Source organism: Erwinia sp. AK-PDG3-5, assembly GCF_056821705.1.
This window is the reverse complement of the sequence record NZ_CM165967.1, coordinates 2,909,695-2,923,011: the sequence shown is the minus strand read 5'-3', so window position 1 is coordinate 2,923,011 and position 13,317 is coordinate 2,909,695. Positions and strand designations below refer to the sequence as shown.

12 protein-coding genes are annotated in these 13,317 nt (G+C 54.5%); 10 read left to right on the top strand and 2 right to left on the bottom strand.

Going from position 1 to position 13,317, the window contains the following annotated elements:
* Positions 1 to 118 precede the first annotated feature (118 nt).
* A complete protein-coding gene (gene rne, locus AC1UKS_RS13475; RefSeq protein ID WP_482434016.1) occupies positions 119 to 3,838 on the bottom strand; it encodes a ribonuclease E in 3,720 nt (1,239 codons plus the stop codon).
* 571 nt (positions 3,839 to 4,409) lie between these two features.
* Here rne and rluC point away from each other — a divergent pair.
* Complete coding sequence (gene rluC, locus AC1UKS_RS13470; RefSeq protein ID WP_013201672.1) at positions 4,410 to 5,372, top strand: 23S rRNA pseudouridine(955/2504/2580) synthase RluC; 963 nt, start codon at positions 4,410 to 4,412, stop codon at positions 5,370 to 5,372.
* 93 nt (positions 5,373 to 5,465) lie between these two features.
* On the opposite strand, the gene AC1UKS_RS13465 is transcribed toward rluC, so the two are convergent.
* Positions 5,466 to 6,050, bottom strand: a complete 585-nt coding sequence (locus AC1UKS_RS13465; RefSeq protein WP_482434014.1) for a Maf family protein — start codon at positions 6,048 to 6,050, stop codon at positions 5,466 to 5,468.
* Positions 6,051 to 6,192: 142 nt separating this feature from the next.
* Between AC1UKS_RS13465 and yceD the strand changes: the two genes are divergently transcribed.
* The 9 genes from yceD (at position 6,193) to pabC (ending at position 13,307) form a co-directional block, all read left to right on the top strand.
* The gene (gene yceD, locus AC1UKS_RS13460; RefSeq protein ID WP_013201674.1) at positions 6,193 to 6,714 is read left to right on the top strand and encodes a 23S rRNA accumulation protein YceD; all 522 of its coding nucleotides are present in this window, start codon (positions 6,193 to 6,195) and stop codon (positions 6,712 to 6,714) included.
* A gap of 14 nt (positions 6,715 to 6,728) precedes the next feature.
* Positions 6,729 to 6,899, top strand: coding sequence for a 50S ribosomal protein L32 (rpmF, locus tag AC1UKS_RS13455; RefSeq protein ID WP_013201675.1), 171 nt, complete (start codon positions 6,729 to 6,731; stop codon positions 6,897 to 6,899).
* Positions 6,900 to 6,925: 26 nt separating this feature from the next.
* Positions 6,926 to 7,960, top strand: a complete 1,035-nt coding sequence (gene plsX / locus AC1UKS_RS13450) for a phosphate acyltransferase PlsX (RefSeq protein ID WP_482434011.1) — start codon at positions 6,926 to 6,928, stop codon at positions 7,958 to 7,960.
* A 5-nt stretch (positions 7,961 to 7,965) separates the two neighbouring features.
* On the top strand, positions 7,966 to 8,919 hold the full coding sequence (locus AC1UKS_RS13445; protein WP_265910144.1) for a beta-ketoacyl-ACP synthase III: 954 nt from the start codon (positions 7,966 to 7,968) through the stop codon (positions 8,917 to 8,919).
* Between the two features lie 14 nt (positions 8,920 to 8,933).
* Positions 8,934 to 9,857, top strand: a complete 924-nt coding sequence (gene fabD / locus AC1UKS_RS13440) for an ACP S-malonyltransferase (RefSeq protein WP_482434009.1) — start codon at positions 8,934 to 8,936, stop codon at positions 9,855 to 9,857.
* Between the two features lie 18 nt (positions 9,858 to 9,875).
* The gene (fabG, locus tag AC1UKS_RS13435; RefSeq protein WP_013201679.1) at positions 9,876 to 10,610 is read left to right on the top strand and encodes a 3-oxoacyl-ACP reductase FabG; all 735 of its coding nucleotides are present in this window, start codon (positions 9,876 to 9,878) and stop codon (positions 10,608 to 10,610) included.
* Between the two features lie 154 nt (positions 10,611 to 10,764).
* Positions 10,765 to 11,001, top strand: a complete 237-nt coding sequence (acpP, locus tag AC1UKS_RS13430) for an acyl carrier protein (protein ID WP_013201680.1) — start codon at positions 10,765 to 10,767, stop codon at positions 10,999 to 11,001.
* 94 nt (positions 11,002 to 11,095) lie between these two features.
* On the top strand, positions 11,096 to 12,337 hold the full coding sequence (gene fabF / locus AC1UKS_RS13425; RefSeq protein ID WP_482434007.1) for a beta-ketoacyl-ACP synthase II: 1,242 nt from the start codon (positions 11,096 to 11,098) through the stop codon (positions 12,335 to 12,337).
* 169 nt (positions 12,338 to 12,506) lie between these two features.
* Positions 12,507 to 13,307, top strand: a complete 801-nt coding sequence (gene pabC / locus AC1UKS_RS13420) for an aminodeoxychorismate lyase (RefSeq protein ID WP_482434006.1) — start codon at positions 12,507 to 12,509, stop codon at positions 13,305 to 13,307.
* Positions 13,308 to 13,317 lie beyond the last annotated feature (10 nt).

Here is a 13,317-nt window from a genome sequence, read left to right as displayed (position 1 = left end):
TTCAGTTTCTCCCGCTATCAGCGTTAACCTTCTGATAGCGGGTTTTTTTTGCCCTGAATATAGTGAGGTAAAAAAAAGCCCCGGTCATAAGACCAGGGCTTTTTCAGTCAGGCGACAGTTACTCTGGGCGAGTTGCCGGAGCCGTTGCCTGATGGGTTGCAGCATGACCGCCTGCAGAACCCTGACCATCGAACTGATAGTCAGGGCGTACCCAGTCACTTGCACGCGCAGGTTCAGCCTGATACTCAGGCGCAGGCGCTTTAGTCATTGGCGCCGTTGCGTGGTGCTTGTAAGCAGGCTGAGCGGTTACCGATGGAGCAACAGGAGCCTGAGCCGCTGGTGCTTCAACCGGCGCAGCAGCAGGTGCCTGAGCCGCTGGCGCTTCTACCGGGGCAGCAGCAGGCGCCTGAGCAACCGGTGCTTCTACTGGTGCCTGAGCCGCTGGTGCTTCAACCGGTGCAGCAACAGGCGCCTGAGCAACTGGTGCTTCAACCGGTGCCTCAGCAACCGGGGCTTCAACTGGCTCGTCACGGGCAGGAACAGGTGCATGCGGCTCGGTTGCAGTGACATCGGCCACGGCTTCCGGTGCTGCCAACACTTCTTCTACCTGCTGTTCCAGCGCCGGGCTGGCGTCAGAGGCGGCTTCTTCAGCCTGATGGCTGGCTTCTTCTGCCACACGCTGGTCTTCAGCCTGCTTCGCTTCAACCACAATATCTTCTACCGCGTCGACAGCCTGAACTGCCGGAGCCTCTTCCGCTGGCACAGCCTGTTGAGTCACAGCATCAGCGATGACTTCGTCAGCGGCAGACACCACGGACAGCTCTTCGTTAACGGCAGTTTCGATAGCAGTCGTTTCGTCAGTGTTCACCAGCGTCACTGCCGGGGTGTTTTCCGGCTGTGGCTCAGAGAAATGCACCGGCTCAGCTTCAGCAATCACTTCTGGCTGTGCAGCGTCTGCTGTTGCAGCCACGGCAATCGCATCAGCCGTATCCTGGTGACCGTACTCTGGCACCACAGACTGCTCGTGTTCATGCTCATCCGTTGCCTGAGCAACAGGATAGGTGATCCACACTTTACCGGAAGCCATTTCTGGCGACGCAGCCGCGAAGGTCAGTGGCATTGGCGACTGGTTCGGGTAGCGCTCATCACGGTAGCGACGGCGACGTTGACCGCTGACGCGCAGATGACGAGGAGAGCGACGTGAACGACGTGGCATGCTGTTGCTGTCACGATCCTCGCCTTCTTCCGCGTCACTGACGTGTTCCGCAGCAGGGAAGTCAGTAGTCTGCTCCAGTACCGGTGCAACCTCGTCTTCGGTCGGCGCAAACGAGCGAGCCGCAGTTTGCTCAGCCGTTTCGATACGCACTTTCTGATCCAACTGACGCGGCTTACGGCGCGGCATAACCTGAACGTGCTCATCACCGTCAACGGAAGCGTCGACAACGGCTTCTGGAAGCTCAGCGATTTCAGCGACTTTCTCTTCCTGCACCGGTGCGCGTTTTTCGTCCTGACGACGACGTGGCTGACGCTCACGACGCGGCTGTTGCTGTTGTGCATCTTCGGCGACAGCCTGCATCAGCAGATCTTCCGGAGACTCAACGGCCGGCGCATTACGCTTGTTACGACGGTTCTCTTCACGGCTTTCAGCAGCAGGATCGCGGTCACGAGTCATGCGCTCATTGCGGTTAGAGTTACGGTCGTTACGTGGGGTGCGCTCGTTGCGATCGTTACGCTCATTACGTTCAGGACGGTCAGAAGTCCGCTCGTTGCGATCCGCATTACGGTCAGTATTGCGATCGGCGTTACGTTCGTTACGGTCAGAACCGTTACGGTCATTACGCTCGGTGCGGTCATTGCCATTACGCTCGTTGCGTTCGCCACGCTCAGAACCATTACGATCGGCATTGCGTTCGTTACGGTCGCCATAGCGCTCACCGCGTTCGCCGCTGTTGTTGCGGTCACGACGGTTATTCTGACGGCGGTTATTACGGCGTTCACCCCGTGGCGCTGCCGCTTCAGGGGCTTTCTCTTCCACCACAACGGCTGGCTGAGGCGGTTGTTCTACTGGCTTCTCTTCACCAGCAAACATTTTCTTCAGGCCACGGAAGAAGCGACTCATCAGGCCGGTTCCCGCTTCGGCAGGTGCTTTAGCCGCCGCAGGGGCTGGCGCTGCTGCGGCTGCCACAGGTGGCGCTTCAGCAACAACTGCTTCCTGTGGCGCTGGCGGCGCATCAGGCATCACAAACGCGGCAAGAGCCGGTTGCTCAGGACGTTTGCGCTCGGCGTGCTCTTCTTCAGAAGGCAGCGCCATTTCGGCTTCATGCAGCTTCGGCAAGTGGTAGCTGAGGGTTTGAGTCTCTTCACCGGTGCGCACACGCAGAACGGAGTAGTGTGGGGTTTCCATCTGATCGTTTGGCACGATGATGGCCCGCACGCCGCCCTGGCGTTTTTCAATCGCGCTTACCGCTTCGCGTTTTTCGTTCAGCAGGTAAGAGGCAATCTGCACTGGAACGATTGCATGAACTTCTTTGGTGTTCTCTTTCAGCGCTTCTTCTTCAATCAGACGCAGAATAGAGAGTGACAGCGATTCGTTATCACGGATGGTGCCGGTGCCGCTACAGCGCGGGCAGACGTGATGGCTTGACTCACCCAGTGATGGGCTGAGGCGCTGACGGGACATCTCCAGCAGGCCGAAACGCGAAATGTGGCTAATCTGAATGCGGGCGCGGTCCTGACGAACGGCTTCACGCAGACGGTTTTCAACCGCACGCTGGTGACGAACCGGGGTCATATCGATGTAATCGATAACGATCAGGCCGCCAAGGTCACGCAGGCGCAGCTGACGGGCAATTTCGTCTGCCGCTTCCAGGTTGGTGTTGAAGGCGGTTTCTTCAATATCGCCACCGCGCGTTGCGCGAGCGGAGTTGATATCAATGGCGGTCAGCGCTTCGGTGGTGTCGATGACAATCGAGCCGCCAGAAGGCAGGCGCACTTCACGCTGGAAGGCAGATTCGATTTGCGATTCGATTTGATAGTGGCTGAACAGCGGGATTTCACCGGTGTAGAGTTTAATTTTGCTGCTGAAGTCCGGGCGGCCCAGGGCAGCGATATGCTGACGAGCAAGCTCCAGAACTTTCGGGTTATCGATAAGGATTTCACCGATATCCTGACGCAGATAGTCGCGGAATGCGCGGACAATGACGTTACTTTCCTGATGGATCAGGAACGGAGCAGGACGGCTGTCAGCGGCTTTTTTAATCGCGTCCCAGTGCTTCATCCGGAAGCTTAAGTCCCACTGCAGCGCTTCGGCAGATTTGCCAACGCCTGCAGTACGAACGATCAGACCCATCCCTTCTGGCAGCTCAAGTGCAGAGAGCGCCTCTTTCAGTTCAGTACGGTCATCACCTTCGATGCGACGGGAAATACCGCCAGCACGTGGGTTATTTGGCATCAGCACCAGATAGCTGCCGGCCAGACTGATAAAGGTGGTTAAGGCGGCGCCTTTATTTCCACGTTCTTCTTTATCGATCTGAACAATAACTTCCTGGCCTTCACGCAGTACGTCCTTGATATTAGGGCGACCATGAGAATTGTAATTACTTGGGAAGTATTCGCGGGAGATTTCTTTCAGAGGGAGAAAACCGTGTCTTTCAGCACCGTAATCGACAAATGCTGCTTCAAGACTTGGTTCAATGCGGGTGATCTTGCCTTTATAGATGTTGGCTTTTTTCTGTTCGTGTCCTGGGCTTTCAATATCCAGGTCGTACAGGCGCTGTCCATCCACCAGGGCGACACGCAACTCCTCCTGCTGAGTTGCGTTTATCAACATTCTTTTCATCGTAACTTACTCATTATTCTTACATTAGTGACAAAGCTACGGGCAATAGTAACGCTGGACGCGAGTAACCGATGGCCCCGAGTCTCATCGCAAAAACGTCAACCTCACGGTTGTGGTCTGCTAAGGGGCGCAAAATCTCGGCAGCCTGTTTTTCATATGGAAAAACAGCGCTTTTAAAAAGGGGGGAACCGCCAGTGAGTAACCAGAGTGAACCAATCCCGTCTTGTCGTCCAGGCTGCAACCCGCAGCCCGCTAAATGCCTGATTGCACAATACGTCTTACGCCATTGCTGCGTGTATGGGCTATCCGGCAAACTTTCTTATTACGCTTTTTTCTTGTTTCACAAGGTTTAGCGAGGAAAAACAGTAGCATTATTCCATTGCTAACCTTGTGATAGCAAGGTGACTTTAATGGCTCTGTGAAGTTTATTCCGGCTTTTATGGCGATTTGCATCTCAATTCCACAAATTGCCCAAAAACTGGTCATAAATCATCAGCCACAAGGGTCACCGTCAGTTAAGCACAGAAAAAGAGGTGGCGCTATCCTGGCGCTCTATTTAGAATCGCCGACCATGAAAACCAATACTCCCGCAGTACGAATGGTGACGATTTCTGCCGATGAGGCAGGACAGCGCATCGATAACTTTTTACGCACGCAGCTCAAAGGCGTGCCGAAAAGCATGATTTATCGCATTTTGCGTAAGGGCGAAGTGCGCGTGAATAAAGGTCGCATCAAGCCAGAATATAAGCTTGTTGCCGGCGATGAGATCCGCATTCCGCCGGTTCGCGTGGCAGAACGTGAGGAAGAGGCGATTTCGCCGAAGCTGGATAAAGTTGCGGCCTTAGCCCACGCCATCGTCTATGAAGATGATTACATCCTGGTGATGAACAAACCGTCCGGCACCGCCGTGCACGGTGGCAGCGGCCTGAGCTTCGGGGTAATCGAAGGATTACGCGCCCTCAGACCCGAAGCCCGTTTCCTCGAACTGGTACATCGCCTTGACCGTGATACCTCGGGCATCCTGCTGGTCGCCAAAAAGCGTTCAGCACTGCGCTCGCTGCATGAGCAGTTGAGAGAGAAGGGGATGCAGAAGGATTATCTGGCGCTGGTTCGGGGTTCTTGGCCATCGCATATCAAAGCCGTACAGGCACCACTGCTGAAGAATATTTTGCAAAGCGGTGAGCGTATTGTGCGCGTGAATAGCGAAGGCAAGCCGTCTGAAACGCGTTTCAAGGTTGAAGAGCGCTATGCGCATGCCACATTGGTTAAAGCCAGCCCCATCACCGGGCGAACCCACCAGATCCGCGTTCATACGCTGCACGCGGGCCATCCGATTGCTTTTGACGATCGCTATGGCGAGCGCGATTTTGATGCGCAGCTTGCGGGTACGGGTCTGAAAAGGCTGTTCCTGCATGCGGCTGCGTTGAAGTTCACCCATCCAAATACCGGTGAAGTGATGCGTGTCGAAGCGCCGCTCGACAATGAGCTGAAGCACTGCCTGGAAGTTCTGCGCAAAACCGCACCGGCGAAGTAGCCGTGGATTAGGTGGCGGATAGACAGTGCTAAAGTACTTAGCGTCGCTTTTGCACTGTGTTGCCCGATTCAAACGGGCAACACTGGCGCTTTTTCAATTCCTTAGCGGATCGATTCCGGCCGCACGTAACATCTCGCAAAGCGCAATCAGTGGTAGCCCGACCAGGGTATTGGGATCGCGGCCGGAAAGTCGGTCGAACAGCGTGATCCCCAACCCTTCGCTTTTAAAACTCCCCGCGCAGTTCAGTGGCTGCTCTTTTGCCACATAACTCACGATCTCCTCATCGGATAAGGGACGAAAATCGACGTTAAACGGCTCACAAATCACCTGTAACTGCTGAGAACCACTGTCGTACAGCGCCAGACCGGTATAAAAAATCACGCTGTGGCCGCTGGCCTGGCGTAATTGCTGATGCGCATTGTCGGCCGTATGCGGCTTCCCGGTTATTTTTCCGTCAATCACGCAGACCTGATCGGAGCCGATAATCAGATGATCCGGGTAGGTTTCCGCCAGCGCCTGCGCCTTGGCACCGGCGAGTCGCATCACAAGATCGGTAGCGGATTCATCAAGTTGCGCGCTTTCGTCAACCTCGGGTGCGGCAGTGATAAACGGGATCCCCAACTTTTCCAGCAGGGACTTTCTGAAAGGGGAGGTTGAAGCAAGCACCAGTCGTGTCATATTTTTTTCCAGAATAGATAGCGAATCAGTTCAAGGCATTTTAAACTGTGCGCCGCATTGGATGCGAATATTGGGTGAAAGATGCTGTAAACCGGCCTTTTTCTTTGACTCTATCTCGTTTGAAAGTTAATATGCGCGCCCTATGCAAAAAGTGAAATTACCCCTGACTCTCGATCCGGTTCGTACCGCTCAAAAGCGCCTTGATTATCAGGGTGTTTACACCCCTGAACAGGTGGAGCGTATTACCGAATCGGTAGTGAGTGTGGACAGTGATGTAGAGTGCTCGATGTCGTTCGCCATCGACAATCAGCGGTTAGCAGTATTTAACGGTACTGCGGCGGTCTCCGTAACCCTGTGTTGTCAACGCTGCAACAAGACATTTCCGCATCAGGTCCACGTGACGTATTGTTTCAGCCCGATCGTTACTGACGAGCAGGCTGAGGCACTGCCGGAAGCGTACGAGCCGGTCGAGGTCAACGAGTTTGGTGAAATCGATCTGCTGGCGGTGGTTGAAGATGAAATTATCCTCGCCCTGCCTGTCGTTCCGGTGCATGATTCTGAACACTGTGAAGTGTCCGAGGCGGACATGGTCTTTGGCAAGCTGCCTGCAGAGGCAGAAAAACCAAACCCATTTGCCGTATTAGCCAGTTTAAAGCGTAAGTAATAGGAGTAAGGTCCATGGCCGTACAACAGAATAAACCAACCCGTTCCAAGCGTGGCATGCGTCGTTCACACGATGCCCTGACCACAGCATCTCTTTCCGTAGATAAAGTTTCTGGCGAAACGCATCTGCGTCACCACATCACTGCGGATGGTTACTACCGCGGTCGCAAGGTCATCGTTAAGTAGTTCTTGCGGATACGCAAGGCGATACTTTGCCACGTCTGACCCTGGCGATAGATGCCATGGGCGGGGACTTCGGTCCCTGCGTGACAGTGCCTGCTGCAATGCAGGCACTGGCCTCTAACACACAGCTGCATCTTCTTCTGGTCGGCGATCCCGACAACATCTCGTCATTTCTCGCAAAAGCTGATTCTGCCTTGTTGGCACGTCTGCAGGTGATCCCTGCTGAGTCGGTTATTGCCAGTGATGCCAAACCCTCACAGGCCATTCGCCACAGCCGTGGCACGTCCATGCGTGTGGCGCTTGAGCTGGTGAAAGAAGGGCGGGCGCAGGCCTGTATCAGCGCCGGAAATACCGGTGCGCTGATGGGCCTGGCAAAAATGATGCTCAAGCCGCTGGACGGTATTGAGCGCCCGGCGCTGATGACGGTATTACCGAATCAGCTCAAGGGTAAAACCGTGGTGTTGGATCTGGGCGCTAACGTCGAGTCCGACAGCGCGATGCTGGTACAATTTGCAGTGATGGGCGCGGTGATGGCGGAAGAAGTTCTGTCGATACACTCTCCCCGCGTGGCGTTGCTGAATATTGGTCAGGAAGAGACCAAAGGGTTAAGCAGTATTCGCGATGCCGCAGTTATCCTGCGTGCATCGCCAGAAATTAACTATATTGGATACCTCGAAGGCAACGATCTTCTTACCGGGAAAACGGACGTGATGGTCTGCGATGGTTTTGTGGGCAACGTCACCCTGAAAACCATGGAAGGCGTGGTAAGAATGTTTCTTTCGCTGTTGAAATCACAGGGCGAAGGTAAAAAAAGGGCCTGGTGGATGACGCTGCTGGCACGTTTGATAAAAAAACGTCTGGAAAAGCGCTTCGGCCACCTCAACCCCGACCAGTACAATGGCGCCTGTCTGTTAGGATTGCGCGGCACGGTGATTAAGAGTCACGGTGCGGCCAATCAACGCGCATTCACTGCGGCGATCGAACAGGCAGAGCAGGCGGTGGCGCGGCAAGTCCCAGAGCGGATTGCTGCCCGCCTTCAAGCTGTATTACCTAAGAGTGAATGACGTACATGTATACGAAGATTATCGGTACAGGCAGCTATTTGCCTGAACAGGTGCGGACTAACGCCGATCTGGAAAAAATGGTGGATACATCGGACGAGTGGATTGTCACCCGCACCGGTATCCGTGAACGTCGCATTGCCGGGCCGGATGAAACCGTTGCCTCAATGGGTTTCCACGCCGCAGAACGCGCGCTGGAAATGGCCGGCATTGATAAAAATGATATCGGACTGATTGTGGTGGCGACGACCTCCTCCAGCCACGCCTTCCCAAGCTCAGCCTGCATGATCCAGCAACTGCTGGAGATTGAAGATGCCGCGTCTTTTGACCTTGCGGCCGCCTGTGCAGGCTTCACCTACGCCCTGAGCGTGGCTGACCAGTACATCAAGAACGGCGCGGTAAAAAATGCGCTGGTGATTGGTGCTGACGTGTTGGCACGCATGCTCGATCCTGAAGATCGTGGCACCATCATCCTGTTTGGTGATGGCGCTGGCGCGGTGGTGTTAGGTGCCAGCGAAGAACAAGGCATCATCTCGACCCATCTCCACGCTGATGGCCGTTACGGCCAGTTGTTGACCCTGTCTAATCAGGATCGTCAGAACCAGCAGCAGCCTTCCTACGTGACCATGGCCGGTAACGAAGTGTTCAAAGTGGCTGTTACCGAGCTTGCGCATATCGTTGAAGAGACGCTGCAGGCCAATAACCTCGAGCGTGAAGCCATTGACTGGCTGGTTCCGCATCAGGCCAACCTGCGTATTATCAGTGCCACCGCCCGCAAGTTGGGTATGGGCATGGAGAAAGTGGTGGTTACGCTCGATCGTCACGGCAATACCTCCGCCGCTTCCGTGCCTACCGCACTGGATGAGGCCGTGCGTGATGGTCGCATTCAACGTGGTCAGCTTATTCTGCTGGAAGCCTTCGGCGGTGGATTCACCTGGGGCTCGGCGCTGGTTCGTTTTTGATTAAGGATTTCACAATGACGCAATTTGCTATGGTTTTTCCGGGACAGGGCTCCCAGACGGTAGGCATGCTGGCTGAGCTGGCTGCAGAGAATCCGCTGGTTGAGAAAACCTTCGCCGAAGCCTCCGCTGCGCTGGGTTACGACCTGTGGGCACTGGTGCAGCAGGGACCTGTAGAAGAACTGAACAAAACCTGGCAGACCCAACCGGCTTTGCTGGCTGCATCTGTTGCTATTTTCCGCGTTTGGCAGGAAAAAGGCGGTAAGATGCCTGCAATGCTGGCGGGACACAGCCTGGGCGAGTATAGTGCGCTGGTTTGTGCAGGTGTGATCGCCTTTGAAGAAGCGATCAAACTGGTTGAATTGCGTGGCAAACTGATGCAGGAAGCGGTGCCAGAAGGCACGGGCGCCATGCAGGCTATTATCGGTCTGGATGATGCGTCAATCGCGAAAGCGTGTGAAGAGTCGGCTCAGGGGCAGGTTGTCTCACCGGTAAACTTCAACTCGCCTGGTCAGGTTGTGATTGCAGGAAATAAAGAAGCGGTAGAACGCGCTGGCGCAGCCTGTAAGGCTGCCGGTGCCAAACGTGCTCTGCCGTTGCCTGTGAGCGTACCTTCTCACTGTGCACTGATGAAACCCGCAGCCGATAAACTGGCTGTTGCGCTGGAAAAATTGACCTTCAACGCCCCGACATTCCCGGTGGTTAACAACGTTGATGTGCAGTGCGAAACCTCAGCAGAGGCCATTCGTAGCGCGCTGGTTCGTCAGCTGTACAACCCGGTCCGTTGGACTGAGTGTGTGGAGTTTATGGCGCAGGAAGGCGTGACGTCACTGCTGGAAGTTGGCCCTGGTAAGGTGCTGACAGGCCTGACGAAGCGTATTGTTGACACCCTGACTGCGGCTCCGGTAAACGATCCGGCCAGCCTGTCAGCGGCGCTTTAACAGTAGACGAGGATGAACATGAGCTTTGAAGGAAAAATCGCACTGGTTACCGGTGCAAGTCGCGGCATTGGCCGTGCTATCGCAGAAACATTGGTAGCACGCGGCGCGAAAGTTGTCGGTACAGCGACCAGCCAAAGTGGTGCGGACGCCATCAGTGCTTATCTGGGCACCAATGGTAAAGGCCTGCTGCTGAATGTGACTGATAGTGCGTCAATTGATGCGGTGTTAGAAAATATTCGTGCTGAATTTGGCGAAGTGGACATTTTAGTCAATAATGCTGGCATTACGCGTGATAATCTACTGATGCGTATGAAGGATGATGAGTGGCAGGATATCCTGGACACAAACCTGACTTCTGTATTCCGCCTTTCAAAAGCGGTAATGCGCGCTATGATGAAGAAACGCGTAGGCCGAATCATTACCATTGGTTCTGTAGTCGGAACGATGGGTAATGCGGGCCAGGCAAACTACGCAGCAGCAAAAGCGGGTTTGATCGGCTTCAGCAAGTCACTGGCGCGTGAAATCGCGTCACGTGGTATTACCGTTAACGTCGTGGCGCCAGGTTTCATTGAAACCGACATGACGCGCGCGCTGACTGAAGATCAGCGTGCGGGCATTCTAGCGGAAGTGCCAGCGGGTCGCCTCGGCGGCGCGCAGGAAATCGCGAATGCCGTAGCATTTTTAGCCTCCGACGAGGCTGCGTACATCACTGGTGAGACGCTGCACGTCAACGGCGGAATGTATATGGTCTGATAATCACGAAATATATTTGCGTTATTTGCGGTTATACCCGCAAAATAGCGTAAATTCGTGGTTTGACCAGCCGGGATTTAGTTGCATCTTTTTCACCATTTTATACACTACGAAAACCATCGCGAAAGCGAGTTTTGATAGGAAATTTAATAGTATGAGCACTATCGAAGAACGCGTTAAGAAAATCATTGGCGAGCAGCTTGGCGTTAAGCAGGAAGAAGTCGTTAACACTGCCTCTTTTGTAGAAGATCTGGGCGCTGATTCTCTTGATACCGTTGAGCTGGTAATGGCTCTGGAAGAAGAGTTTGATACCGAGATTCCGGACGAAGAAGCTGAGAAAATCACTACTGTTCAGGCTGCTATTGATTACATCAATAATCACCAGGCATAAGTGAGCATCTCCAGGCGGTCATTCGACCGCCTGAGTTTTTTCTGTACACCCCATACTGTTCCATTGTCATTTTTTCCCTCCCTGGAGGACGAACGTGTCTAAGCGTCGTGTAGTTGTGACCGGTCTTGGCATGTTGTCTCCTGTCGGCAATACCGTAGAGTCCACCTGGAATGCTCTTGTTGCCGGTCAGAGTGGCATCAGCCTGATCGACCATTTTGATACTAGTGCCTACGCAACGCGTTTTGCTGGCTTAGTAAAAGATTTTAACTGTGAAGAATTTATCTCGCGCAAAGATCAGCGCAAGATGGATGCCTTCATTCAGTACGGCGTTGTCGCTGGCATTCAAGCCATGCAGGATTCCGGTCTGGTCATTACTGATGAGAACGCCGATCGTATTGGTGCCGCTATTGGCTCCGGTATCGGTGGTCTCGGTCTGATTGAAGAAAACCACGATTCGCTGATCCACGGCGGCCCGCGTAAAATCAGTCCTTTCTTCGTTCCCTCCACGATTGTAAACATGATAGCGGGTCACCTGACTATTATGTTCGGCATGAAAGGTCCAAGCATCGCCATTTCCACAGCCTGTACTTCCGGTGTGCATAACATTGGTCAGGCTGCACGTATCATTGCTTACAATGATGCCGACGTGATGCTGGCAGGCGGTGCCGAGAAGGGCAGTACGCCTTTGGGTATGGGTGGTTTTGGCGCCGCACGTGCGCTTTCAACCCGCAATGACAATCCTGAGGCGGCGAGCCGTCCATGGGATCGCGATCGTGATGGCTTCGTGCTGGGCGATGGTGCTGGTCTGGTGGTGCTTGAAGAGTACGAACACGCGAAAAAGCGTGGCGCGAAAATTTATGCGGAACTGGTTGGTTTCGGCATGAGCAGCGATGCTTACCATATGACGTCACCACCGGAAGATGGTGCAGGTGCCGCTCTGGCAATGAAAAATGCGCTGAGAGATGCGCAGTTGTCACCCGAGCAGATTGGCTATATCAATGCGCACGGCACGTCCACGCCAGCCGGTGATAAAGCTGAAGCCCAGGCAGTGAAAACGGTCTTCGGTGCCAGTGCAGGCAGCGTGATGGTGAGCTCCACCAAATCCATGACCGGTCACCTTTTAGGGGCTGCAGGCGCCGTAGAGTCTATTTTCTCTATTCTTGCCCTGCGCGATCAGGTTATCCCGCCAACCATCAATCTGGATAACCCGGATGTAGGTTGCGATTTGGATTTTGTCCCGTACACAGCACGACAGGTAAAAGGTCTGGAGTACACGTTGTGTAACTCCTTCGGATTTGGCGGAACCAACGGTTCGTTGATTTTCCGTAAAATTTGATTGTTGCCTTACCTTGAAGAAGGCCCGCTCTGCGGGCCTTTTTTGTTGCTAAGCGCACAGCGGGTCGGGATTTTTATCTCTCTATACAATTATGCACAGACAATCGGATGAATCTGCAGCGGCATACAGGGTATCTTTACCGCTATGCGATGTTCACGCAGGGGGAGCAATGGTCTGGATAAATGGCGAGCGGCAGGACAGCCTGCAGGCGCGCGATCGTGCCGTGCAGTTCGGTGACGGCTGTTTCACCACCGCCCGCATTTTGCAGGGTGAAATCGTGATGCTGGAAGCCCACCTGCAGCGCCTTCAACTCGGCTGCGAGCGTCTGATGATCGCCAACGTCGACTGGCCAGCGCTGCAGGATGAAATGCGTTTTGCGGCAGCGACCCGTGCTGATGGCGTGCTGAAAGTGATCCTTTCGCGCGGAGTGGGTGGTCGGGGCTACAGTGCCGCCGGATGCCAACAGCCCTCACGGATGATCTTCCTCTCTGACTATCCCGCGCATTATCATCAGTTACGCAACACCGGCGTGACGCTGGCGTTAAGCTCAATCCGCCTCGGAAGAAACCCACTGCTTGCCGGCATCAAACACCTCAACCGGCTTGAGCAGGTGCTGATCCGTACAGAGCTTGACCAGACTGGCGCAGACGAGGCGCTGGTGCTTGACACTGACGGTAGCCTGGTGGAATGCTGTGCGGCAAATTTGTTCTGGCGTAAGGGAGAGCAGGTGTTTACGCCCGATCTCCGCCATTCAGGGGTGAACGGTATTCAACGCCAGCGGGTCATCCAGCGACTGCGCGAGCTGGGAACCGCCGTGCAGGAAGTCAGCCAGCCGCTTGAAGCACTGGCAGACGCGGACGAAGCGATCATAACCAATGCGCTAATGCCGATCCTGCCGGTGCAGCAGATCGAGAGCTGGCACTATTCCTCGCGGCAGCTGTTTACTCTGTTACACCCTCAAGACGATTAACATGGATATT

Excerpts from the sequence above, each read along its gene's own strand:
- rne (WP_482434016.1), bottom strand. The coding sequence starts at position 3,838 with ATGAAAAGAATGTTGATAAACGCAACTCAGCAGGAGGAGTTGCGTGTC.
- rluC (WP_013201672.1), top strand. The coding sequence starts at position 4,410 with ATGAAAACCAATACTCCCGCAGTACGAATGGTGACGATTTCTGCCGAT.
- AC1UKS_RS13465 (WP_482434014.1), bottom strand. The coding sequence starts at position 6,050 with ATGACACGACTGGTGCTTGCTTCAACCTCCCCTTTCAGAAAGTCCCTG.
- yceD (WP_013201674.1), top strand. The coding sequence starts at position 6,193 with ATGCAAAAAGTGAAATTACCCCTGACTCTCGATCCGGTTCGTACCGCT.
- rpmF (WP_013201675.1), top strand. The coding sequence starts at position 6,729 with ATGGCCGTACAACAGAATAAACCAACCCGTTCCAAGCGTGGCATGCGT.
- AC1UKS_RS13445 (WP_265910144.1), top strand. The coding sequence starts at position 7,966 with ATGTATACGAAGATTATCGGTACAGGCAGCTATTTGCCTGAACAGGTG.
- fabD (WP_482434009.1), top strand. The coding sequence starts at position 8,934 with ATGACGCAATTTGCTATGGTTTTTCCGGGACAGGGCTCCCAGACGGTA.
- fabG (WP_013201679.1), top strand. The coding sequence starts at position 9,876 with ATGAGCTTTGAAGGAAAAATCGCACTGGTTACCGGTGCAAGTCGCGGC.
- acpP (WP_013201680.1), top strand. The coding sequence starts at position 10,765 with ATGAGCACTATCGAAGAACGCGTTAAGAAAATCATTGGCGAGCAGCTT.
- pabC (WP_482434006.1), top strand. The coding sequence starts at position 12,507 with ATGGTCTGGATAAATGGCGAGCGGCAGGACAGCCTGCAGGCGCGCGAT.